Genomic DNA, 22,921 nt, shown 5'->3' with positions numbered 1-22,921 from the left:
CCCCAATGGGAGCCGGTTCATTGTGCTGCTTAGTGATAGAGAAAGTTTCCTATCGAAGCTAAGCCTCAGATTAACCCAGCAGAGAAAGAACGGACTGCGGGATCTGGTTGGCCTGTGCTAATACAGACGTACCGGCCTGCTGCAGGATCTGCGCGCGGGTCATGTTGGCTACTTCTGTTGCGTAGTCGGCATCTTCGATGCGCGAACGGGCAGAAGACAGGTTGGTTTCGTTGGTGCTTAAGTTCTCGATGGCAGACTCAAAACGGTTCTGCACGGCACCCAACTCGGAACGTAGGCTGTCAACTTGCTTCAGTGCGTCATCAAGCTGAGCCAACGGATCAGTGGTCTGAGCCAAAGATACCTGAGCAACATTTTCAGCTGTTTGGAGGTCTTCACCATTCAATGCTTCAGATGAATAGTTGGTGTCATTACCTTCAGCGTCAGTCACTGTGACATAACCAGTAACACCATCAATACCACCCAGCTGAACAGCAGAAGTCTGCTCAACGCCCGCTTCGTCAGTGTAGGTCACGGACTGTGCAGTTACTACACCGGTTGTTTCATCAACATCAGCCGCAAAGCGATCGCCATTCGCGTCTTGGATAGCATAAACCTCTGTTCCATCTTCTGCTGTTAGTTGAACTAGCTCTGGTGTATCAATGCCAGCAGTAATAGCATCTGTTGCAAAGCTAGGGGTGCTAGCACCTGGGCCAGGCACTTCAGTAACTGCAGTAAACTGAGATGCAGCTGTTGTGATATTGGTGACAGTTGAAGGTGTACCAGTCGCTGCATCAGTAGAAGTAGGTGTAGTCGTACCAGCTAAGCTAACAGTTCCATCATCAGCAATAGTTGCAGCATAGGTACCATCGTTAGCAGGTGTTGTACCATCAGTGACATCTACAAAATAGTCGCCATTATCATCTTCGACAACGGTAAACGTAGCAGCTGCACTGAACCCAGCAGCTTCAAGATCAATGCCTGAATCATCAATAGCAGTAGTGTCTGGAGTAGTTCCAGTTGTAGTTACAGTACCATCAGTATTGTCGATAGTCGCTGCGTAAAAACCATCATCAGCAGGATCAGTGTTACCTGTAATCTGAACAAAGTAATTGCCATTTCCGTCGTCAAAGACCCCTTGAGCCGTACCATCTGCTCCTGCACCAGTGGCAGTTGTAATGTCAAAATCAGCAGCAGCTTGAACAGGTACTGCATCACCACCTACCGCGTTAACAGTTTCAACCTCAACAGACTGTGCTTGACGCACATCAAAGTTAGCTAAGCCAAGGGAGTTTGCGTTAGTAGTTTTAATGTTAACGTCAATAGTCTGACCATCTTCAGCACCCACTTGAATGGTTAGCGGGCTGGCAGCTTCAGAAAGCACACGGGTACCGTTGAAATCTGTTTCTTCAGAAATACGGTTAATTTCATTCAAACGCTGAGTCACTTCGTCCTGAATGGACTGCAGGTCATTCTGGCTGTTGGTGCCGTTCTGTGCTTGGACAGTTAGCTCACGAATACGCTGCAGGTTATCGTTGATCTGGTTCAGACCGCCTTCAGTAGTCTGTGCGATGGAGATACCATCGTTAGCATTACGCTGTGCCTGAGCCAGGCCGCTGATTTGTGCGGTCATACGGTTGGCGATGGCTTGACCAGCTGCATCATCTTTGGCGCTGTTGATACGCAGGCCAGAGCTCAAGCGCTCCATAGACGTGGTCAACGCGTTTTGCGACTTGTTCAGGTTCTGCTGGCCGATCATCGATGTGATGTTGGTATTGATCACTGACATGGTGTGATTCTCCTTGCTTGGACACTGGCCTAGTAGGCCTGCTTTTCGGCCACTGTGTGTGCCGTTATGTTAATTAACGGCACGGCGGGGGGAATCTTTAGGGCGGCTGGTAAAAAAAGATGTAATTTTTGGTAACTGAAGGAGGAGGGAAGCAGCACTTTTAGGGAAGTTGAGGTTTATTCACTGTCTTCGCAGCTGAGATCGCGAGCTAAAGCTTCCTCCTACAAGATAACGTGCCACTGTTCTATTGTAGGAGGCCACTTCCAGTGGGCGATGGCGGCGTAGCCGCCCTTAGTCAGCATAAACTGCAAAGCCTAAATCATCGTCGAAGTGTCGAACCAGAGCTAACGCTGCTGCCTACAATGCACAGCACCGTGATTATTTCTTGCGGCCTAACTGATTATCCAGGGCATCGAATTGCTGGGTGAGGTAGCTGCTCATGCTGTTCATCTGGGCGATCATTGAATCTAGCTGGCTGAACTGTTTACGGTAGCGGGAGATGGTGCCTTCAATGGTTTTTTCCATGCGTTCGAAGCGGTCGTCTAGGCTTTTGACGCGGTTTTCTGCGCCGCTAATCGCTAGTTTTACTACGCCGTTGTTGCCGAGCATCTGTTCGATGGTGGTGTTCAGCCTGCCTGCCATGCCGTTTTCTGCTGCATCCCCGGCAAAAAAGGCGTTTAACGCCTGGGGGTTGTTGGCGACTAAGTTATCTAACGTTTCTTCATCGACTTTTAGCTTGCCATCCCGTTGCAGGGTGATGCCTAGCTGGTTAAGGGTCGATAACTCGCCGCCTTCTACGCCGCCGGTTAGCACGCTGCGCAGCCGGGATTCGATGGTGCGCACGGTGTTGTCGCCCACTAGCTCACCGGCAGTTTCGCTGTCGCCGGTAAAGCTGGTCAGTTTGCCAATGGTGCCTTTTAGGTCGTTAAACGCTTTTACAAAACCGTTAATTGCTTCGCGCTGTTTTAGCGTGTCGCGCTCTACGTTAACGGTGCTGGTGGCGGTTTCGCCCTCGGCAATGTTGAGTTCTGCAAGGTTTAGCGTTACGCCTTGAATCGCGCCTTCGATTTTATTGTCAGCGCTGCTAATCGCAATGCCGTTCACCGTTAACGCAGCGTTTTCACCAGGGCGCTTGGTGAGTGCATCTTCAGCAAAGGGGCCTGTCACTACGGCAGCATCGGCGTCAACAAAATTGAAGCTTTCAATAGAAGCCTCTGCACCGGTGGTTTTAGAGCTAAGCGCCAGCCGATAGCCGGTGCCGTCGTTAATAATGGTCGCGTTAACCCCGGCTTCTTTGTCGGCGTTTATAGCATCACGAATATCAGCGAGGCTGCTGCCTTCCGCAATATTGATATCAACGGTGTTGGTTGCGGCCCCTTCCCCACTGCCAAAGGTGAGCTGCAGCGCGGTCGCCCCTTGCAGGTCAAGCGCCTGGTCTTTGGTATCGACGCGGCTAGAGGCCAGCGTGCCAGAGGTCGCCAGTTGGCTGACTTCAACCCGATAGCTGCCTGGCAGCGCATCAGCGGCGGCAGTGGCTTTAATAGCTTCTCCACTACCAGTGCCACGCACATTGGCGGAAAGGCTTTGGTAGAGTTTGGGGTCGTTAATTTTGGCGACCGCATCTTGAAACGAGTTCAGCGACGTTTGCAGCTGCCCGAAAGCAGAAATTTTCGCCTGCTGCTGCTTCTTTTGAAGCGTAATCGGCGCGAGTTTACCCCGCTCGGCGGCCTGCAGCTGATCAAGCAAGCCAGTAAGGTCAAGGCCAGAACCAACGCCAAGAGAGGTTATCGTCGCCATGCGGGGTGTTCCTCAGTGCAAAAGGCTAAACCAACAAGTAAGTTAGGCGCATTGCGAGCGCCCTGTTAATAGATATTAACGTTATCGGCAGAAAAGCGCGCAACTTTAGCGCTTTTTCATGGGTTTGATATTTTCTTTTGGTGTTTTTTTTTATGCTGAGCGCCAAAAAGGGGCGTCTAATAAAAACGCCTGGGCAGTCAATGCCCAGGCGTTTAGCAACGACTTAACCGCTTAGCGTTTAGTTGCGGCCCAGCTGGGCATCAAGGGCATCAAACTGCTGGGTAAGGTAATCGCTGGTTTGGTTCATCTGAGCGATCATGCTATCTAACTGGCCGAATTGGGTGCGGTAGCGGGAAATGGTCTGCTCGATGGTTTGTTCCGTGCGGAGGTAGCGTTCACCCAGAGACTCCACGCGGTTTTCCGCGCCGCTAATAGCCCCTTTTACCGCGCCGTTGGTACCTAGCAGCTGTTCCAGGGTTTGGTTAACTTGCCCAGCCATGCCTGAATCATCCGCATCGCCTGCGAAAAACGCCGACAGCGCATCCTGATTATTGGCAATAGCGTTATCAAGTTCGCCTTCATCAATAGACAGCGTGCCGTCACGCTGTAGCGAAATACCGATATCGCTAAGCATTGAAAACTCGCCTTCAATACCGCCACTTAATACGCTGCGCATACGCGATTCGACGGTGCGCACTGCGCTGTCGCCAAGCAGTTCGCCAGCGGCACCGGTTTCCGCATTGAAGCTGGTTAACTCGCCAATGGTGCCTTTTAGGTCGTTGTAAGCATCAACAAAACCGGTAATCGCTTCACGAACAGCGCGTGTATCCTGCTCGACTGCCACGGTGCTATCACCCTCTTCTTGAAGATTAAGCGTAACGCCTTGAATTGCCCCTTCCACTTGGTTGGTGGGGCTGGTAATGGCGATGCCGTTAACGGTCAGGGCGGCATCGGTGCCTGCTTGCAGGGTGTTATCGGTGTCGGCGGCGAACGGTGCCGTGCCAGCATCGGAAAAGCTAAAGCCGGTAATAGAAGCGTCTGCACCGGTTTCGCTGGAGCTAAGCGCCAGCCGATAGTTCGTGCCGTCGTTGACGATGGTGGCGTTAACGCCGGAATCTTCGCTGGCGTTAATCGCATCGCGCATAGCTTCTAAGCTGCTATCTGCGCCAATGGTGACCTCTTTGCTGGTGCCATCACCGAACGTAAACGTTAACGTTTGCTCGGCGGTGGTCAACGGCTGATCCACCGTTCCCACCCCTTCAGAGGCTAGCGTGCCACGGGTAGCCAGTGTTTCAACGCTGACATTGTAACTGCCGGGCTGCGCTTCGCCATCGGCGGTGGCGGTAATGGCGCTGCCCCCCACATTGGTGGAAAGGCTTTCGTATAGCGCGCTGTCGTTTAGCCCAGCAGAAGCTGTTTGAAACTGGGAGAGTGCACTTTGCAGCTGACCATAGGCGGAAATTTTGGTCTGCTGGGTTTCCAGTTGACGCTCAATTGGCGCAAGCTTTCCCCGCTCTGCATCTTGCAACTGATCTAACAAGCCGTTGAGATCGAGCCCTGAGCCAATACCGAGTGATGAAATGGAAGCCATAAGTTACTGCCCTTTTTTTAAAAAACGCCCATCACGCTGGCGCTGCTCATGCGTATGAATGTGATTTATTAATAAGCATTATCGGCCATTTATTCTCTAACTTGAATCTAGATGGCTTTTTCTACTGGCCAAAAGGTAAATAATTGTAAAAGATTTGGCAATTTGATCCTTCGCCAGTGAAATAGCGGGCGAACACGCTTACTAAACCTCCTTCCTAAAATCATAGACCTTGGTCTAACAGACTAATGACTGTATAATGCACTGCAACACGTCCATTTTGGCACTGTTTGCAGGAGAATGACCTATGACTCCCGAGGTGTCACACCCAGCCTCTACCGTCGCGTCTGCCACGTATCATGTGCAGCGTAGCCTACGTCACTGCCTTTCTACCGTTGCCGAGCTGCTTTATGACAACGGCCATGTACTCGAAACCGTAACGCTGCCCCAGAGTGGCCTTACTCGGCGCGAATTGATGGATTTAAATAGCCACTGCGCCAGCTGGAAAACCTGTCAGCGAGTGCTTGAAGAGAGCGGCGCCGCTGAACTTAACGACTATGGCCGCTTTGTGCTAACCCCCATGGGGCGCGAGATGATGTTTGATATGTTCGGCCAGGGTGCCGCTGACTGCGCTTGATCGCGCTCGCGTTACCAACGTTCTATCGATAAACACCTCTTATCGTTAAAACCAAATCGTTAAAACCAAGACGCCCGCACACCGTAAGGATGTGCGGGCGCCTTGCGTTTGGCGTGCTGGCCTCACATTCAGCCGTTTATTAGCGCAGTCCAAGCAACGAAAGAATAAAAAGCACGACAACGATTAGGCCAATAATATAGATAATGTTACGCATAACGGCACTCCTTGCTTTTTGCGTTTGAGGCTTTCACTTTTCAAGCTTTAGGTTTCAAAGAAGGCAACAGAATGCTTACCTTTGAAATAACACCCCAAGCCTAGCAGTGATTGGTTATGTTTGCGTACTTTAGCCACAGCTGGCGTTTACTGAGATTTATTGAACCTACCGCCGCTTGTTTCCTCAAACGTTACTCCTGTAAGAAAGTTGCAAGAGATACAGGCCTTAGACATGCACTTTAGGCATAGACCTTAGAAATAGTCCTTAGACATGGTCCTTGTAAAAAGCCTGTTTACTTATCTTTTCTCTATCTACCCTCTCTTCTCCGCCAAATTCAAGGCCAAGCTTGATGCCAAAGGGGCTGCAATGCGCGCTACTGCTTTTCCTTTACTGTTTGTTTTTACGATGGTTCCGTTGCTGCCTGCACTTGCTGCTGCAAGCCAGCCATCAGCCAGCACACTGCAAGCGCTTGACCAAAAAGCGGGTGAGCTACGCCGTGTGCATACGGTGGTGGTGGCTTATCAGGGCGATATTGTTCACGAGCGTCATCAAGGCGGGCCTGGGCCTTCCACCCCCGCTAACATCAAATCGCTTTCAAAAACCGTATTGGCAGCCATTACCGGTGCGGCCATTGAAGACGGCATTATTGCATCTACCGAGCAGCCGTTAGCGGAGCTGTTAGGCCAACTGCCTAGCGGCGTTGACCCACGGGTGAATGATATTACCGTGGCGCATCTGCTTGCTTTACAAGCAGGCCTAGAGCGGACATCGGGCAGCAACTATGGTGCCTGGGTCGCCAGTAACCACTGGGTAAACGATGCGCTCACCCGCCCGTTTGTGGATGAACCCGGTGGGCGCATGCTCTACTCCACTGGCACTAGCCATTTGCTCTCTGCCGCGCTTACCCAGGCGAGTGGTGAAAGTACCTACGCCCTTGCCCAGCGCTTGCTTGGCGAGCCGCTAGACATTGCGATTCCTACCTGGCCACAAGACCCGCAAGGTATTTACTTCGGCGGCAACGATATGCAGCTTTCCCCAAGAGCGCTCGTCGAAATCGGCGAGCTTTATCGCAATGACGGCATGGTAGATGGCAGGCGAGTATTACCGGAAGGCTGGGTAGAGGCATCGTGGACGCCAAGAGGCCAATCGCCCTGGACAGGCGATGGATACGGCTACGGCTGGTTTGTCACCAGCTTGGCGCAGGAGCCGGTTATGTACGGGCGTGGATACGGCGGGCAAGCGCTTTATGTAATTCCTGAGCGGGAGATGACCGTTGTGATCACCTCCGACCCAACGCCGCCTTCGCCCGGCGGGCAGTTTCAGCAGCAGCTCAACCAGTTAGTGGTGGGCTTGCTGGAAGGTGAATAGTGAGATGCCGCGCCTCTACTCTCCCTTATGCCCTAGGCTCATAAGATAAAGCGCTGCGGCAAGCGCCAGCACCGAAAGCGCGAGGTAAATGGCTTCCAGCGGCGTACTAAAACGGATATCTACCACGGCGCGGAAAAACTCAATAATCACCGCCAGTATCACCACGCGGGCAATTTTATCCTTGAGCTGATCCAGCGAGCCGACGTTAAACGGGTGTGTGGGATAGCGCACTTCCGCTTGGTCGATACGGGAAACAAACAGCCGGTAGATACCTAGCCCGAAGATTAGCAGCACAATCGCGATTAAATACACATCAACGGCGATGATGATGTCTGGCACCAGGGTGTCGTGGATATCTATAGAGCTATCAACGAGGTAGTAGCGCAGTACGTCGCCTACCACGGTTAAAATATCCAGCGTGCCGACGATAAACAGCATCAGTGAGCCTAGTAGGCTTGGCACTACCGCCAACATTACTAAAAAGCGCGAATTCCAAAGCGCTGTTTCAATTCGCCGCTCCCAAGGTGACTGTTCATGCGGCGCTTTAGGTGCTGGTGGCGAAGCTGAATGTGTCTGGGATGAATGTGTCTGGGATGAATGCACCTGGGATGAGTGTGGCGATGATGACGATTCAGACGGTACTGGATCAGACATAGTGCGTGCTTACTCCTGCAAAAAAGTCGCCGATTTAGGCGACATTAGGATGATAGTATTCACACTTATAGCACGTTGATCAGCACCACCGTAAACGTCACCCCAGTCAGTAGAAAACCCAGCGAGAGCATGATGCCGTCGCGGGCCACTAAGCCTAAACCAAACAGGGTAAGCGCCAGGCCTGCGCCGTTGGCACTAAACGGAATAAACTCCATCGGCGGCATGGCTAACGCAATGAGTAAACACATCACCGCGGTCACGCGTATGCCGATATAGCCGGTCATCCACGCTAAACGTACACCTAACAAGCTATCGACCCATTTGGCGGGCTTTTTCATATAGCGAATGGCTTTATCGAATTTTTCCCGTGAAATCGAGCGTTTTGTCAGCCATTTAGGTAACCAAAAAGTTTCTCTGCCGATTAATAGCTGAACAGACGTGAGCACTACCAACACCGCCATCAGTGTTGGCATACCAGGAATATCACCGATGATGGGCGCGAGCGTAATTAGCCCGGCGACCAGCAACAGTGGCCCAAATGAACGCCTGCCTACCGCGTGAACCACGTCGTCTACGCTTACCTTGGCTTTTTCACGCTCCATTCGTTCCATGGTATTAATCAATTCGGTTAAGTTCGATGCATCCTGCATATCACTCATTGGCGTCTCGGCGCTCCCTTCCTGTGGTTTAGCGTCTGTCCTGTGGGGCATTAGTCATCGTGGGGCGTGCTTTCAAGCTTGCTGCGAATAAAGTCGCTGTGGCTAACGTGTAAAAGGTCTGCCAGCCGCCGGATACGATGCTCTTCGAGCGGGTCGACGCTGCCATCGGCCCAAGCAAGCTGCCACATTAGCGCGACTAGCTCATAACGCTGCTCATAACCGTAGTGCTCTTTTATCAAGCTGACAAACTGGTAATGATCGACGGCATCATCCACTTCGGCTTCCGCTAACGTCATTAACTCGTTAACGTCACTTTCACTTAAGTGGTAGCGGTTGATAAGCATTTGCTTAAGTGCGGCGCGTTCAGCATCGCTTTTATCGTAGTCAGCACGCATGATTTCACACAGCAACGCCGCCGTTGCGAGTTCTAGCGTCAGGGTTTGGTTATCGCGCTGTTCAGGTTCTGCCAGCGCGCGTTGGAAGAAATTGCTAATGGCATCCAGCACGTTAAGCTCTCCTGCTATTGAGTCTTGCTGTTCGACTGCAGTTACCGCACTAAGTGCCTAGATACTGGCTGAAAACTGGAAGCACTTCTTACTCCTCACTCCTCATTCCTCATTCCTCACTCCTAGCTCCTCACTCTTTGCGCTTCGCCAGCTGCTCTTTTAGCTGCTTGGGCACTTGCTTGATAATCAGGCGATCCTGGTGTTCATCGTACTCGATGCTGGAACCAAGCAAGTGGGAATCAAAACTGATCGACACTCCCCCAGCGCGCCCGGTAAAACGGCGAAATTGACTGATGGTGCGCTTATCTGGCGGGATCTCCGGTGAAAGGCCGTAGTCTGCATTGCGGATATGGTCGTAAAACGCTTTGGGCTGTTTTTCGTCTACCAAGCCTGAAAGCTCTTCTAGCGTCATTGGCTCGCCACGGCGCAGCTGCTCGTTGGCGTAATCAACCAGGGTATCGGTTTTTTCTCGGCTGGCTTCGTCGTCGTAATCCTCTTTTTCGACGTAATCACTGAAGGCTTTCAGCAGCGTACGGGTTTCGGCGGGGGCATCAATGCCCTCTTCCATTCCCAACAGCGCTATCAAGCCATCGGCGAGCTTTTTGCCGCCGCGATCTTTTAAAAACGATACGTACTGCGCGCTTTCAGAATCGCTCTGCCACTGAGTCAGGTTTACCCGTGCCGCCAAGGTAAGCTGGCTGGTATTCAGCTGCGCGGCGGGCACTGCTTGGTGCTCTGCGTTAATGCCAATCCCTTCCCGCTGATGAACTAAGCCTAGAAACAGCGTCTCAGTATCGCCTTGGCGCAAGTGAGCAAACACCAAGTAGCCGCTCACCGAAAGCTGCTCTTGCAGCGTTTGCGCAAGACGTTCGGCAATGGCAATCGAAAGCTGGGTGAAATCCTGCTCTTCGGCCATGTACGCCCGCAGCCAAGCCACCAGCGGCCCAGCCTGCTCGCCCTGCTCAGCAAACCGCCCCCACCCTTTGGCTTTGGTGTTGTAGGTATCGTTTAACGAATTCACCAGGCTTGCCATCACGGGGTCTTCGTTGGCCGCAGGCGTTGACGCCGGTGCCGCCGTGACGGTTAAGCGCTCGCCATCTAGCGATGGATCAAGGCGGTGCACAATACTTTGCAGTAGCGGCATAAGCAGGAGTTACCTTTTTTCTAAAAACGATTTATCTAAGAACGAATTATCTAAAAACGCGGTTTAGCTAGGAAAGCGATTTAGCCAAGAACGCGATTTAGCTAAGAGCGCGGTTTAACCAAGAACGGTTGCTTAAAAAACAATTCATCATCAGCGCGGTGTGGCCAAAGAACCGCTCAACAGGCAATCGGCAAATTCAGGGCTTTAAGCGATAACCGGTGCGGAAAATCCAGGCGATAGTGGCAAGGCTGGCGGCTAGGAAGAGCAGGATCATCGCCACGCTGGCCGCTAAGCTGACATCGCTAATGCCGTAAAAGCTCCAACGAAACCCGCTGACCAAATAGACCACTGGGTTGGCCAGAGTGACGGTTTGCCAGAACGGCGGCAGCATATCGATGGAGTAAAAGCTGCCGCCCAAAAACGTCAGCGGGGTGATGATTAACAGTGGCACCAGCTGCAGCTTGTCGAAACCATCCGCCCAGATACCGATGATAAAGCCTAGCAGGCTGAAGGTGACGGCAGTAAGCACCAGGAAGGTCAGCATCCAAATCGGATGGGCAATCTCTAACGGCACAAAAAAGTTAGAGGTCAGCAGGATAATCAGCCCCAGCAGGATCGACTTCGAAGCAGCCGCGCCCACATAGCCCACCACCACTTCTAAATAAGAGATAGGCGCGGATAGGATTTCGTAAATGCTGCCGGAAAACTTCGGGAAGAAAATTCCAAACGAGGCGTTAGAGACACTCTGGGTCAGCAGCATCAGCATAATCAGGCCGGGCACAATAAAGGCACCGTAGCTGACCCCGTTAATCTCGCTGATGCGTGAACCAATCGCCGCGCCAAACACCACAAAGTAGAGCGAGGTAGAAATTACCGGCGACACAATGCTTTGCAGCAAGGTGCGGCGGGTGCGCGCCATTTCCGCCATATAAATGGCGCGAACGGGATAGAGGTTCATGAGCGCTCCTTTACCAAGTCAACGAAGATATCTTCCAGCGAGCTTTGTCGGGTATGCAGGTCTTTAAAGCCAATGCCGGCCTTTTCCAACTGTGTGAGCAGCGCAGAAATACCGCGCCCCTCCTCTTCCTGGCGACCGTCGTAGGTGTACACCAGCTCATAGCCGTCGGCGGTTAGGCTCAGCTCGTCTTGCTCAAGCGCGGCGGGAAGTACGGTAAGCGGCGTGTGCAGCTGAAGCGTCAGTTGTTTGCTGCCAAGCTTGTTCATCAGCGCTGCTTTCTCTTCTACCAATACAATCTCACCGCGATTGATGACGCCAATGCGGTCAGCCATCTCTTCGGCTTCTTCAATGTAATGGGTGGTGAGAATAATCGTGACACCGTTATCGCGCAGCCCGCGTACCACGTTCCACATATCACGGCGTAGCTCGACATCTACCCCAGCGGTGGGCTCATCCAAAAATAGAATGCGCGGCTCATGAGAGAGCGCTTTGGCAATCAAGACGCGGCGCTTCATACCGCCTGAAAGCGTCATCAAACGATTGTTGCGTTTATCCCACAAGGCTAGCGACTTAAGCACTTTCTCAATATGCGCTGGGTTCGGCGACTTGCCAAACAAACCTCGGCTAAAACTGACGGTGTTCCATACTGTTTCAAAGGCTTCGTTGGTCAGTTCTTGCGGCACAAGGCCAATAAGCTCACGGGCCTGGCGATAGTGGCTAACGTTATCGTAGCCATCGACGACCACATGGCCTTGGGATGGGTTTACCAGCCCGCACACCACGCTGATTAAGGTGGTTTTACCCGCCCCGTTGGGGCCAAGCAGGGCAAAAATCTCACCTCGTTGAATAGTTAAATCCACACGGGTAAGGGCTTGAAAGCCACCTTCGTAGGTTTTGTTCAAGCCTTCAATAGTAATAATGGGATCGTTCAAGGCGTGCTCCTCACACCGCGACAGTTGTGCCGCGGTGCTTAACGGATGTTCGGCGCCATTAACTGCGGCTGGTGATTTCCAACAGGTGGTAACCAAACTGGGTTTGTACTGGGCCGTGTACTTTGTTCAGGTCACCGCTGAAAACGACCTTGTCGAATTCCGGTACCATTTGGCCGGGGCCAAAGCTACCCAGGTCGCCGCCTTGACGGCCAGATGGGCAGCTAGAGTGCTGCTTAGCCACTTCTGCGAAGTCACGACCGTTTTCGATCTCTTGTTTCAGTGCGTTGCACTGCTCTTCACTGCTTACCAAAATATGACGGGCGCTGGCGCGTGCCATAACAAGCTCCTTATTAAAAAGCCCCAAAGCGGCGTATCAGTTTATCATGCTGGTACAGAGTTAGGCGCTAGCGTTAGCTTGATTAAGGGCCAGCGAGCGCGCCGCTAACACGCAGCGCGTTGCCTACACTTGCCAGGGCGCGTTCGTGGGCGCTTACCGGCAGCGGGCCTCGGCTACAGGCGACAACTACCCAAGGCCCCTGGGCTGAAGAAATACGTGAGGCAATACCCGCATCGCAGCTGCGACGGTGCTGGGTACCGGTTTTATGAGCAAAATGAACGTCACTGCCCATCCCTTGTTTCAAGCGGCGCTCACCAGAAGACGTGCGGCTCATTACCGTCAGCAGCGTTTGGCGCTGCTCGGTATTCAAATCCGTCATGCCGCCATGGTGAAGCGAGGCCAGCACATCCCCGAAGGCGCGCAGCGTGCCTACGTTCTCACCCGTGGCTTCATAGGCATCAAAGGCGCGATCGTAGTCCGGTTGCTTGAAGGCATCTTGGCGCACGTTAAGGGTTTGGGCTAACGCTACCGGCCGCTGGTTAATACTGTGCTTGCGCAATTCCATAAAGTCTAAACCACCTAAGCCCTGAGCAGCGGGATGAAGCTGGCTATAAACGCCTTGGCGTACTCCCACAAGCTTGCTAATCGGCCCTAGTGAGCTGGGCCTTCCACCGCTCGCGGCCACCATGGCCTTCGCACGTTCATTCACTGCCGGAAGCCCAACACGGTCAATCAGCATATCCGAGGCGGTGTTATCGCTAACGGTGATCATCTGTTCCAACAAATAACCAATAGAAATAGGCGTGCCTGGATCATGCCAGTTAACCGGGCCTGCGCCATCTACATAGTCGCTGCGCGCTAAGGTAATCCGCTCATCAAGCGATAGCCTGCCAGCCTGGCGCTCGGCCAACACCTGAGCAGCCACCGGTATTTTTATCAGCGATGCCAAATACCACGGCTCACCGGCTTTCCAGGAATAGGCTTCGCCACTGGCCAAATTATGCACATACACGCCTAACTGCCCGCCAAATACCTCTTCGATAGCGGCCATGCGAGCATTTAAGTCGCCCTGCCAGCGGCTCTGTTTATCGACTTCATAATACCAATCTGCATGAACAGGCAGCGCTATTAACAGCGCTACTACCATTAGCCCGCGCTGTATCCAGTGTCGCAAATCGTCAACTCCCGTCAGTTTAATCGCGCTTACCTTACCTATGAGCCGCCATCCAGCGGGTCAGCCAAATCCACAGCGCAGCACCCAGAATTAACAAGCCGCCAACGCCAAGCGCCTGTGGGTAGCTGTAGGCCCCATCGCCTTCCAATAAAAAACGCAGCACCAGAAAAATCATCACGATATGAAAAATAAACGCTTTAAGCGCATCACTACCAACGAGGGTAAGGGGCAGCAGTACTTTCGCAGCGGCTTTTCCACCGGCCAGGGCTAACCCCAGCAGCACCAGCGCGCCGCCCAAGCTAAACAGCATAAAGTTCATTCCTGGCGGGTGTTTCCCCACATTGCGTGCCACCGCCAGCATCGCACCATGAACATCGCCCTCGGCGATAGCTATGCCATAAAAAGCGGCTACCATCAGCGCACCCACCCCTACCAGCCAAAGAATTAAGCGGCGGCGTAAGGCGGCATCGAAATAGCAGCGTAGCAGCGCCTCACCGATCAATAAGCCAGACAGTATGAGTGGGGCGCGGCTAAGCTGCCCCCAGGCATAGTGCTCGTCATGGTCGACCAAAAACGCTTTTAAGAGGTCATAGCCCCCAAAGGAAAAGCCTTGTAACCACGCTGAAAGCGCCGTTAATCCTACGATGGTTATTAAACGCCCCCACAGTGGCGTTTTTGCCCACAGCGGCAATATTAACGGCACCCAAAGCAAGGCAACGGCATAGAAACCTAGAATCTCTACCCAGATAGCAAATCGCCCATAGAGCAGCGTATCAACAATATCGCTAGGCGAGCTAAAGGGCAGCATTTCTATAACAATCAGCGCCTTATACCAAAACCAAACCTCAATGGCCCTTACCCATAGCTTTAACCGCCGCTTGGGCCAATCGTCACGTTGGGTGTGCGATAAGAAGGCCACCGCCAGCGCAATACCAAACACTAAAATAAACAGCGAGGACGAGAATTTCGTCAAAAAATGGATAGGTACCATGCCCCAATCAGGCACATTACGAATACCTACTAAACCACTAACAGCATGGCTAATAATCATCAGCCCAATGGCGATACCGCGAGCGAGATCAATCGCCTCGATACGGCCTTGCGCCTTAGGAAGCTGCGGCATCTCCATCCAGTTCAACACGTCGGTAACGTCCTTGTGGCTGATGTTAATAATAGGGCTTTAACCATAGCCTATTCATTGCCCGCCCCCTACTTAACATCTTTTAACGCAAAAATGCCCCGCAACTGGCGGGGCATTTCATGGTTCATCCGTGAACCGGAATAGAAGTTAATCCTTTAGCAGTCATGAGTTACCTACCGGAATCATCTTCCTCTTCAGTTTCCCATGTGTCTTGCTCTTCTTCTTCCTCTTCATAGGTAAATTCTTGCTCTTCCTCTTCGTACTCGGTCGTTACACCTTCATTAGTAGCGCCTTCAGTGGTGGCACCTTGCTCTTGATCAGAGTCGAAAGAGTTGTAAGCGCCCTGCTCATCCTGGGTGGTTTCTTCCTGAGGAGCGGGCTCATAATCATCGTTGCCTTCCATGCCAGCAAAGGCCAGCGGGCTAGCGATCAAACCAAACGATACGCCTAAAATGCCAAGTTTCTTGAGAGCTTCCTTTTTCATGGTCATGCCTCCTGATATGGCTTCACTTTTACGTCAGTTTTCAGTAATCAAAAAAATTCGGTGATTTGAAAACGTTGGTTAGTGGCAAGAACGTTATGTCTTCCTAACATTTCGCTCTTGCCCAGACTATTGCAGCCGCCATACCAGAAAATGCCAATAAAAATAAAAACTCTATAAATACAATATCTTAAATAAAAATTACGCATGCCAACCGAATGACAAAACGATTTTTAATTAGCGATTTATTGTTTATCAATGACACATGAGCCCTGCTGTAGCATGTCAATCGAGATTTGGGTATTTAATACCCCATCACCCTGGGCAGCCACGTGGCAAGTTCAGGTATAGCGATCAACAATAAAATTGTAGCGAGAATAGGTAACAAGAACGGCAATACCGCCTTGACCACCTGCCCGTAGCGTAGTCGCGTGATTCCCACCATCAGAAACAACACTGTGCCAAAGGGCGGTGTGATAACCCCAACTGAAAGCGTAATGACCATCACAATACCGAAATGAACAGGGTCTAACCCCGCACTTAATGCGGCAGGCACAACAATCGGGGTGAAGATCAAAATGCTTTCAATCACCGACATAAAACAGCCGATCAGCAGGAAGAACAACGCAAAGCAGAGCAACAGCGCAATCGTCGGCATCTCAATGCTGGCCACCTGCCCCGCCAACGCCTGAGGAATGCCCATACGTACCAAAATCCAGCCATAAAAGCTGGAAACAGCAATAATCAGCAGGATCACGGCACTGAACATCAGGGTACGCTGGAAGGCATTAAACAAGTCGCGCAGACTTAAGTCGCGATAGATCAGGCCACCTAAAATAATCGCATAGAGCGAGGCAATAGCACCCGCTTCCGTTGGTGTAAAGAAGCCACCCCAAATACCACCGACAATAATGGCAGGCATCATGAGAGGTAAAATAGCGCGCTTGCCGGTTCGTATAACTTCGCAGGCATCAAACGGCGTAGGCTTAGGCATCACTACTTTGCCTGTTGCTCCGAGCACTACCGTCATACCCATTAGCAGGAGTGCCATCAAAATGCCGGGCAACAGCCCCGCCATAAACAGCCCACCGATACTCACATTGGCTAGCCAGCCATATACTACTAGCGCAATGCTTGGCGGCAGAATCGGCCCAATAACGCTTGACGCTGCGGTAACACCAGTCGAGTAACCCAGCTCATAGCCACGCTCTTTCATGGCTTTAATTTCAATGCTGCCAAGACCCGCCGCATCGGCCACGGCAGTACCCGACATAGTGGCAAAAATAGAGCTGGCAACCACATTGGCGTGACCAAGCCCACCCTTGGTAAAGCCTACTAATGCCGTGGCGAAATCAAAAATCCGTGTGGTCGTTGAGCCAATATTCATAATATTGGCAGCCAAAATAAACAGCGGGATGGCTAGCAAGGTAAAGTTGTTGAGTGTTTGCACCATACGCAGTGGCAGTAGCTCAACGGGCAACCCTCCCGTACCGGTGAATACCAAGGCTATAAACGAGGTGACACCGATGGCCACCACAACAGGCAACCCAATGGCCATTAGCACCAGCAGGCCGCCAACGAAAATCAGTAATTCAGTCATGGGGCCATCACCTCTTCTTCACGGGGCGCTTCAAGCCAGAAAACGGGGCCGCGCAGCGTTTTCCAAAGTGCAATGACCGCCATGCCCGCGAAGCTAAAGAAGATACCGTAGTAGAGGTAGCTGAAACTAATACTTAACGAAACGGTTTTATTGTTGGCACTCATATCCGACATAATCCATGCGCCCCATGCCGCTAGTACAAAAAAACCGCAAGAAATAAGAGAAGTAAGCCGGTACTGACTATTTTTACCGAAGCGAGAAAGCTTGTGGCTGAACAGGTCAACCACTAAATGCTCACTGCGTATCCACGCAGAAATAGAACCAAAGCCAATGGCATAAATGGCCAGCAGTGACGCAACTTCTTCTGTCCATGGCATCCCCAACCCAAGCAGGTCTCGGGCTACCACTGCTGAAACAATGAGCAGCAATATCGCGGCCATTAACGTCACTCCCACCCCATCGCAAAGACGGGTGGTGTAACGCAACACATAAAAAGCGATTCTATCCGGCCCGTTTCTGGGCGGCATAGCTGAGTCCACGGGAACGCTCCTGAGGCTTAATAAGGCTTAAATAGGTATCTTTTAAAACTACAACGACGGCCCGATAGGCCGCCGTTGATCATTTAGCACAAACAATTACTGGCTTTCATTACCTAACGCATCTTCACGCACACCATCAGCCATATCGGCCATGACACGATCAATTGCTGGCAACGCCGCTTCGCGGAAAGCGTCAATATCGGGCTCGATAATCGTCATGCCCTCTTCCTGTAGCGCCGTCAGGTAGTACTCATCAAGCTCACGCTCACGCTCTGAACCATGCTCCCTGGCGACATGAATAGCTTCCTCGATCAACGCTTGATCTTCCGCCTCTAGCCCATCCCACCAACGTGAACTGGCTACCCAGTTCCAAGGGAACTGCACGTGGCTGGTCATAATGATGTGATCCTGCACTTCCCACAGGCGGCGGGTATAGGGCGATGACAATGAATTCTCATGGCCATCGACTTGACCTGTTTGCATGGCCAAGTAAATTTCCGGCGCGGGAACGTTAACTACTTGGGCGCCGATCTCTTCCCACACCTCAAGCCATACGGGAAGCGATGGCAGACGCAAACGGAAGCCATCTAAATCTTCAGGGCTATTGATCGCCTTATTGGCGGTCATATGGCGTGGACCACGGTGTTGGGTGCCGAAATATTTAAGACCGCCCTGATTTTCAGCCTGCTCAATCAAAGCTTGGCCAGAAGGACTTTCCATGTAGGCATCTACTTCGTCCCACGTTGAGAACACAAACGGAACGGTAATAGCGTCATACTCTGGCGCATACTGCTGGCGCCAGTTGCCTCCGGTGATAGAAAGCTGGGTTTGGCCTAAATTGAGCAATTCCAGCACCGCGTTTTCACCACCGAGGGAACCTGCTAGAAAAGGACGCACGTCAAAGCGGCCCGGTGCTTGCTCTTCTAGGTATTCGGCAAAACGCTCGACTGCTGCGCTTTCAGAGCCGCCTTCACTCATAGTGTTATTAACTTGAATTTCGATCGGGTTTGCTAAGGCAAAGGGAGCCGCCGTTAGCATACCCAGGGTGGCCAGCGTGGTAAGCAATGTTGTCCGCATGGGATGACTCTCTACGGTTGTCGTTATTGGATGTGGTTACCGATATTAAGTGTGATGCTTAACACAGCATTTTTGCTGTTTGATTGATCTTGAAACAAGCAGCCAAACGGCTCAAATCGACGTTTATGAAGGCTGACTTCGTCAAATACGATGGCTAGAAACGCTGCTATAGCGCGCTAAACTGCTCACCCCATTATCACCGTACGACCAAAGATGAATATCTACTGCACTCTTAGGCTATCTCAATGGAGGTTGCTTGCTGCTTTTTAGCAGTGATTTAAAACGCCATTTTCACCAGGAGCTTTCATCATGCACGAAGCCGCACCCGTCGTGTTTATTACCGGCGCCACTTCTGGAATCGGCCTTGCTTGTGCCCACCGTTTTGCCCAAGCGGGCTGGGCACTGGTATTAACAGGACGACGTCAAACACGCTTAGAGGGGCTCTATAACTCACTGAAAAACAGCGTACCTGTGCATATCGCTCAACTGGACGTCAGCAACCCACAAGACGTAGCTAACGTGGTTGCAGCGTTGCCAGAACGTTTTAAGCACGTGCATGCACTGATCAATAATGCAGGGCTAGCGCTGGGTAAGGGACCAGCACAAAACGCTGAGCTTGATGACTGGCATCGAATGATTGATACCAATGTGAAAGGATTAGTGACTGTTACGCGCCACCTATTGCCAAAACTCATTGCCGCTGGCCCTGGCTCAACGGTAATAAATCTGGGTTCTATCGCCGCTCATACGCCTTACCCAGGCGGACATGTGTATGGTGCCACCAAAGCTTTTGTAGAACAGTTTAGTTACAACCTTCGCTGCGATGTTGGTCCACAGGGCGTTAGGGTGACCGACCTCGCTCCTGGGATGACAGCGAGTGAGTTTACGCTGGTTCGTATGAAGGGTGATCAGCAAGTAGCAGATAGCTACTACGAAGGCACGGCACCACTCCAGCCTGAAGATATCGCCGACCAAGCCCTCCATATAGCCTCACTTCCACCGCATATCAATATCACGCGCTTAGAAGTGATGCCGCTTTGTCAGCAGTGGTCGGCTCCCACGATACTGCGAGATTAAACGCCGATTCGATGAACCTTATAGCGCTGAATGCACTTCTTCAGTCAGAAGGTCCACCATGTGCCTTGCCGTGACAGGAAGCGTCGCATAGCGGCGTACGCCAATAACAAGCTCCCGCTGGGCCCAGCCGTCGTTCAACGGGATGCTTTTAAGCTGCAGATCACCTAGCTCGCGATATATCGTTTGCTCTGGCAGCACGCCTACCCCCATGCCATGGTGAATCATGCGACAAATGGCATCAAAACTGCGTACCTGAATGCGCATTCTCAGCGCTTTTCCCGCTAGGTTAGCCTGCTCAAGCAACAGCGCTTGCAGCGAAGCATCTTGCTGCAAGCCAATAAAATCGAAAGCCAGTGCTTCGTTGAAGGCAATACTGCTTCGCTCCGCTAATGGATGTTCATCAGGTGTTACTAACACTAAGCGATCACGCCGATAGGGAATTATCTGCAAGTCTGGCGCAGCCACATGCCCAGCAAAAATGCCAATATCGGTTAAGCCATCCCTTACAGCGGCAATAATTTCACTACTGACACGCTCTTGCAGGTCGATTTTTATTTCAGGATAGTGGCGAGAAAACGCACTAAGGTCTTGGGGGAGAAACGCGATGATTGCTGAGGTATTGGAATGAATACGCACATGCCCACGCACGCCTTCACCATATTCGCTAAGCTCTGCCTGTAAGCGTTCAACGTTGTCGAGGATACGCCGCGCATGATGTAAAAACGCATGCCCTGCAGGGGTTAGCTCCACACCACGGGGTTTACGGTAAAGCAGCGTTGTTCCTACCAAGCTTTCAAGATCGCTCATACGCTTGCTGACGGCGGCAAGGGCTAAGTGTTCGCGTTCGGCAGCCGCGGTCAAGCGGCCTTCGTCTGCAACAGAGATAAACAGCTTGAGCGTAAAGAAATCAAAGCGGCGCATCTCGGCAAACTCCTGAAAAGTAACCTGACTATGCTAGCGCATACCTTCGCCAGTCACGAAACCTTTGTTACCCATTGCCTAATTGTCGCCCCTAGGCGGCTCACGCATGCTGGTAGGCAACAATATTAACGACACGACCAGGAGAGCCTTAATGCATGCTCCCGAAGCGCGCCAGCTTCCTTTAGAAGGCTTGAAAGTCCTTGAACTTGGGCAGCTCATTGCAGGCCCCTTTGCGACCAAGCTGTTGGGTGAATTTGGTGCCGATGTCATTAAAGTAGAGCCGCCTGGTACCGGCGACCCCCTTCGCAAATGGCGAATGCTTGAGGAAGGCACCTCGCTTTGGTGGCACGTACAGAGCCGTAACAAGCGCTCAGTGGCGCTGGACTTGCGCAGTGAAGAGGGCCAAGCGCTGGTGCGCAAGCTCGCTGCCGAGGCTGATGTGGTGGTGGAAAATTTCCGCCCTGGCACTTTAGATAGTTGGGGGTTGGGCTGGGAAGCGCTGTCAAAACTCAACCCAAGGCTGATCATGGTGCATATTTCCGGCTACGGACAAACGGGGCCTTACCGCGACAAGCCCGGTTTTGGTGTGGTGGGTGAAGCCATGGGCGGGCTGCGTTATCTTACTGGCCAGCCAGGAGAGCCCTCTGTGCGCGTGGGTGTAAGTATTGGTGATTCACTTTCAGCGCTTTACGCTGTCATAGGTACCTTGCTAGCACTTCAAGAGCGCAACCGTAGCGGCCTGGGGCAAGAGATCGACGTGGCGCTTTATGAATCGGTATTTGCCATGATGGAGAGCCTGCTGCCGGAATTCGATGCCAGCGGCCAGGTGCGTGAACCCAGCGGCAGCGCCCTGCCCGGTATTACGCCTTCTAACGCCTACCGCTGCCAGGGTGGCGATTACGTGCTCATTGCCGGTAACGGCGACAGTATTTTTAAACGCTTGATGGGGGTCATTGGCCGTGATGATCTGGCCAACGACCCCGCGCTAGCCCACAACGATGGCCGCAGTCAGCAGGCTGAAATGATCGACGCTGCTATACAAGCGTGGTCTGAAGAGCGCCCAAGAGAGGCGATTCTTAAAGCGCTGGATGAGGCACGTGTGCCAGCAGGCTATCCGTACACCGCCGAAGATATTGCCTTTGACCCCCACTACTTGGCGCGGGAAATGATTCAAACCTTCACTCGCCCCAACGGCAAACCATTAAAAGTACCCGGTGTACTGCCCAAACTTAGCGCTACCCCAGGACGGCTCGGCGATGGCGGCCCTGCGCTTGGCCAGCATACCGATGACGTGCTGGATGAGCTGGGAATCGACCAGGAAACCCGCGCCAAGCTGCGTCAAGCGGGCATTATTTAAGGAGAGCGCTATGCACAAGTCAACGAGTCAACCCATGCCCTGTCCGACAGCACCCTATCCTAAAAAAATAGAAATTAATGAAGTCGCCCCGCGTGACGGTCTGCAAATTGAAGCGCGCTTTGTCCCCACCGACGATAAAATCCGCTGGATCGACGCGCTCTCCACTACCGGTCTGCGGCGCATCGAGGCGACTTCGTTCACATCGCCCAAAGCGATTCCTAATCTGCACGATGCTGCGGACGTTGTCACAGGTATTCAACGCCGGGCTGGGGTCGATATCAGCGTCTTAGTGCCTAACCTTAAGGGCACGGAGCGCGCGCTTGCCTGCCAAGTGGATGAGATTAATTTGGTGATGTCGGCAAGCGATAGCCATGGCCTGGCAAACCTTCGCATGACGCCAGAGCAGTCGCTTGGGCAATTTGCCGCGATTGTGGAGGCCTGCCAAGGCAGCGACGTGTTTATCAACGCCTCACTGTCAACCGCCTTTGGCTGCCCGTTTGAAGGCGAGGTGCCTGAAACGCGGGTTCTCGCTCTGGTGGAACAGCTGATCGCGCTGGGCATTCAGGGCGTCACGCTATGCGACACCACAGGCATGGCCAACCCAGCCCAAGTGAAGCGCCTGTGTGATGCCGTGCTTGAGCGCTGGCCAAAAACGCCATTCACGCTGCACTTTCACAACACCCGCGGCATGGGCTTAGCCAACGCCCTGGCGGCGTGGCAGGCGGGCATTAGCCGCTTTGATGCGTCGCTCGGTGGGCTGGGGGGCTGCCCCTTTGCTCCAGGCGCTAGCGGTAATGTATGCACCGAAGACTTAGTGCATATGTTTGCAGCGATGGGGGTCGATACTGGCGTCGATCTAGATGCGCTGCTTGACGTTGCCGCCACCCTACCGACGCTTATCGGCCACGACGTGCCCGGGCAAGTGGTAAAAGCCGGGAAATCATCCCGGCGTTATGCGATGCCCGAGCGTTAAC

General features: G+C 52.5%; 22 protein-coding genes. 5 read left to right on the top strand and 17 right to left on the bottom strand.

Features of this window, described 5'->3' with window-relative positions; all coding sequences use genetic code 11:
- Positions 1–70 precede the first annotated feature (70 nt).
- The 3 genes from M0220_RS17355 to fliD (M0220_RS08900) all read right to left on the bottom strand — a co-directional run bounded on the left by M0220_RS17355 (position 71) and on the right by fliD (M0220_RS08900) (position 5,174).
- Positions 71–1,786, bottom strand: a complete 1,716-nt coding sequence (locus M0220_RS17355; RefSeq protein WP_318784694.1) for a flagellin N-terminal helical domain-containing protein — start codon at positions 1,784–1,786, stop codon at positions 71–73.
- Positions 1,787–2,164: 378 nt separating this feature from the next.
- Positions 2,165–3,583, bottom strand: a complete 1,419-nt coding sequence (fliD, locus tag M0220_RS08905) for a flagellar filament capping protein FliD (protein WP_264019181.1) — start codon at positions 3,581–3,583, stop codon at positions 2,165–2,167.
- 238 nt (positions 3,584–3,821) lie between these two features.
- Complete coding sequence (fliD, locus tag M0220_RS08900; RefSeq protein ID WP_264019180.1) at positions 3,822–5,174, bottom strand: flagellar filament capping protein FliD; 1,353 nt, start codon at positions 5,172–5,174, stop codon at positions 3,822–3,824.
- Between the two features lie 304 nt (positions 5,175–5,478).
- On the opposite strand from fliD (M0220_RS08900), the gene M0220_RS08895 reads away from it, so the two are divergent.
- Both M0220_RS08895 and M0220_RS08890 read left to right on the top strand, forming a co-directional pair.
- Positions 5,479–5,808, top strand: coding sequence for a hypothetical protein (locus tag M0220_RS08895; RefSeq protein WP_264019179.1), 330 nt, complete (start codon positions 5,479–5,481; stop codon positions 5,806–5,808).
- Between the two features lie 580 nt (positions 5,809–6,388).
- Positions 6,389–7,390 (top strand): serine hydrolase domain-containing protein, encoded by a 1,002-nt coding sequence (locus M0220_RS08890; RefSeq protein WP_264019178.1) that lies wholly within the window; start codon positions 6,389–6,391, stop codon positions 7,388–7,390.
- Between the two features lie 15 nt (positions 7,391–7,405).
- On the opposite strand, the gene M0220_RS08885 is transcribed toward M0220_RS08890, so the two are convergent.
- From M0220_RS08885 to M0220_RS08825, 13 genes are all read right to left on the bottom strand, one after another.
- A complete protein-coding gene (locus M0220_RS08885; RefSeq protein ID WP_264019177.1) occupies positions 7,406–8,044 on the bottom strand; it encodes a YqhA family protein in 639 nt (212 codons plus the stop codon).
- A 65-nt stretch (positions 8,045–8,109) separates the two neighbouring features.
- Positions 8,110–8,703 carry an exopolysaccharide biosynthesis protein gene (locus M0220_RS08880; RefSeq protein ID WP_030071211.1) on the bottom strand — a complete coding sequence of 198 codons (594 nt, stop codon included), beginning with the start codon at positions 8,701–8,703 and terminating at the stop codon, positions 8,110–8,112.
- A gap of 50 nt (positions 8,704–8,753) precedes the next feature.
- Complete coding sequence (locus M0220_RS08875) at positions 8,754–9,209, bottom strand: tellurite resistance TerB family protein (RefSeq protein ID WP_264019176.1); 456 nt, start codon at positions 9,207–9,209, stop codon at positions 8,754–8,756.
- A 130-nt stretch (positions 9,210–9,339) separates the two neighbouring features.
- A complete protein-coding gene (gene yejK / locus M0220_RS08870; protein ID WP_030071216.1) occupies positions 9,340–10,353 on the bottom strand; it encodes a nucleoid-associated protein YejK in 1,014 nt (337 codons plus the stop codon).
- Between the two features lie 196 nt (positions 10,354–10,549).
- The gene (locus M0220_RS08865) at positions 10,550–11,311 is read right to left on the bottom strand and encodes an ABC transporter permease (protein WP_030071218.1); all 762 of its coding nucleotides are present in this window, start codon (positions 11,309–11,311) and stop codon (positions 10,550–10,552) included.
- Complete coding sequence (locus M0220_RS08860) at positions 11,308–12,243, bottom strand: ABC transporter ATP-binding protein (RefSeq protein ID WP_030071220.1); 936 nt, start codon at positions 12,241–12,243, stop codon at positions 11,308–11,310. The genes M0220_RS08865 and M0220_RS08860 overlap by 4 nt, the downstream gene beginning before the upstream one ends.
- A gap of 58 nt (positions 12,244–12,301) precedes the next feature.
- A complete protein-coding gene (locus M0220_RS08855; RefSeq protein WP_030071222.1) occupies positions 12,302–12,580 on the bottom strand; it encodes a peptidylprolyl isomerase in 279 nt (92 codons plus the stop codon).
- An 82-nt stretch (positions 12,581–12,662) separates the two neighbouring features.
- Positions 12,663–13,727 (bottom strand): serine hydrolase, encoded by a 1,065-nt coding sequence (locus M0220_RS08850; RefSeq protein ID WP_404813858.1) that lies wholly within the window; start codon positions 13,725–13,727, stop codon positions 12,663–12,665.
- A gap of 61 nt (positions 13,728–13,788) precedes the next feature.
- Positions 13,789–14,895: a heparan-alpha-glucosaminide N-acetyltransferase domain-containing protein gene (locus tag M0220_RS08845; protein WP_404813851.1), complete on the bottom strand. Its 1,107-nt coding sequence runs from the start codon at positions 14,893–14,895 to the stop codon at positions 13,789–13,791.
- Positions 14,896–15,064: 169 nt separating this feature from the next.
- Entirely contained in the window at positions 15,065–15,379 is a 315-nt protein-coding gene (locus M0220_RS08840; RefSeq protein ID WP_264019174.1) for a hypothetical protein, read from the bottom strand.
- 301 nt (positions 15,380–15,680) lie between these two features.
- Positions 15,681–16,976: a TRAP transporter large permease gene (locus tag M0220_RS08835; protein WP_030071229.1), complete on the bottom strand. Its 1,296-nt coding sequence runs from the start codon at positions 16,974–16,976 to the stop codon at positions 15,681–15,683.
- On the bottom strand, positions 16,973–17,503 hold the full coding sequence (locus M0220_RS08830) for a TRAP transporter small permease (protein WP_404813857.1): 531 nt from the start codon (positions 17,501–17,503) through the stop codon (positions 16,973–16,975). The genes M0220_RS08835 and M0220_RS08830 overlap by 4 nt, the downstream gene beginning before the upstream one ends.
- Before the next feature lie 108 nt (positions 17,504–17,611).
- Positions 17,612–18,592, bottom strand: a complete 981-nt coding sequence (locus M0220_RS08825; protein WP_030071233.1) for a TRAP transporter substrate-binding protein — start codon at positions 18,590–18,592, stop codon at positions 17,612–17,614.
- A gap of 309 nt (positions 18,593–18,901) precedes the next feature.
- Here M0220_RS08825 and M0220_RS08820 point away from each other — a divergent pair, with 309 nt between their 5' ends.
- Entirely contained in the window at positions 18,902–19,669 is a 768-nt protein-coding gene (locus tag M0220_RS08820) for an SDR family NAD(P)-dependent oxidoreductase (RefSeq protein ID WP_030071235.1), read from the top strand.
- An 18-nt stretch (positions 19,670–19,687) separates the two neighbouring features.
- Here M0220_RS08820 and M0220_RS08815 read toward each other — a convergent pair whose 3' ends face one another.
- Entirely contained in the window at positions 19,688–20,590 is a 903-nt protein-coding gene (locus tag M0220_RS08815; protein WP_264019173.1) for a LysR family transcriptional regulator, read from the bottom strand.
- A gap of 151 nt (positions 20,591–20,741) precedes the next feature.
- Here M0220_RS08815 and M0220_RS08810 point away from each other — a divergent pair, with 151 nt between their 5' ends.
- Complete coding sequence (locus M0220_RS08810) at positions 20,742–21,947, top strand: CaiB/BaiF CoA transferase family protein (RefSeq protein WP_264019172.1); 1,206 nt, start codon at positions 20,742–20,744, stop codon at positions 21,945–21,947.
- A gap of 10 nt (positions 21,948–21,957) precedes the next feature.
- A complete protein-coding gene (locus M0220_RS08805) occupies positions 21,958–22,920 on the top strand; it encodes a hydroxymethylglutaryl-CoA lyase (RefSeq protein WP_264019171.1) in 963 nt (320 codons plus the stop codon).
- Position 22,921 lies beyond the last annotated feature (1 nt).

The organism is Halomonas qinghailakensis, from assembly GCF_025820815.1.
In the GTDB taxonomy this organism is placed as follows: Bacteria; Pseudomonadota; Gammaproteobacteria; order Pseudomonadales; family Halomonadaceae; genus Vreelandella; species Vreelandella qaidamensis.
Note: the sequence above shows the minus strand (reverse complement) of the source record. Positions and strands in the feature narration are given on the sequence as shown.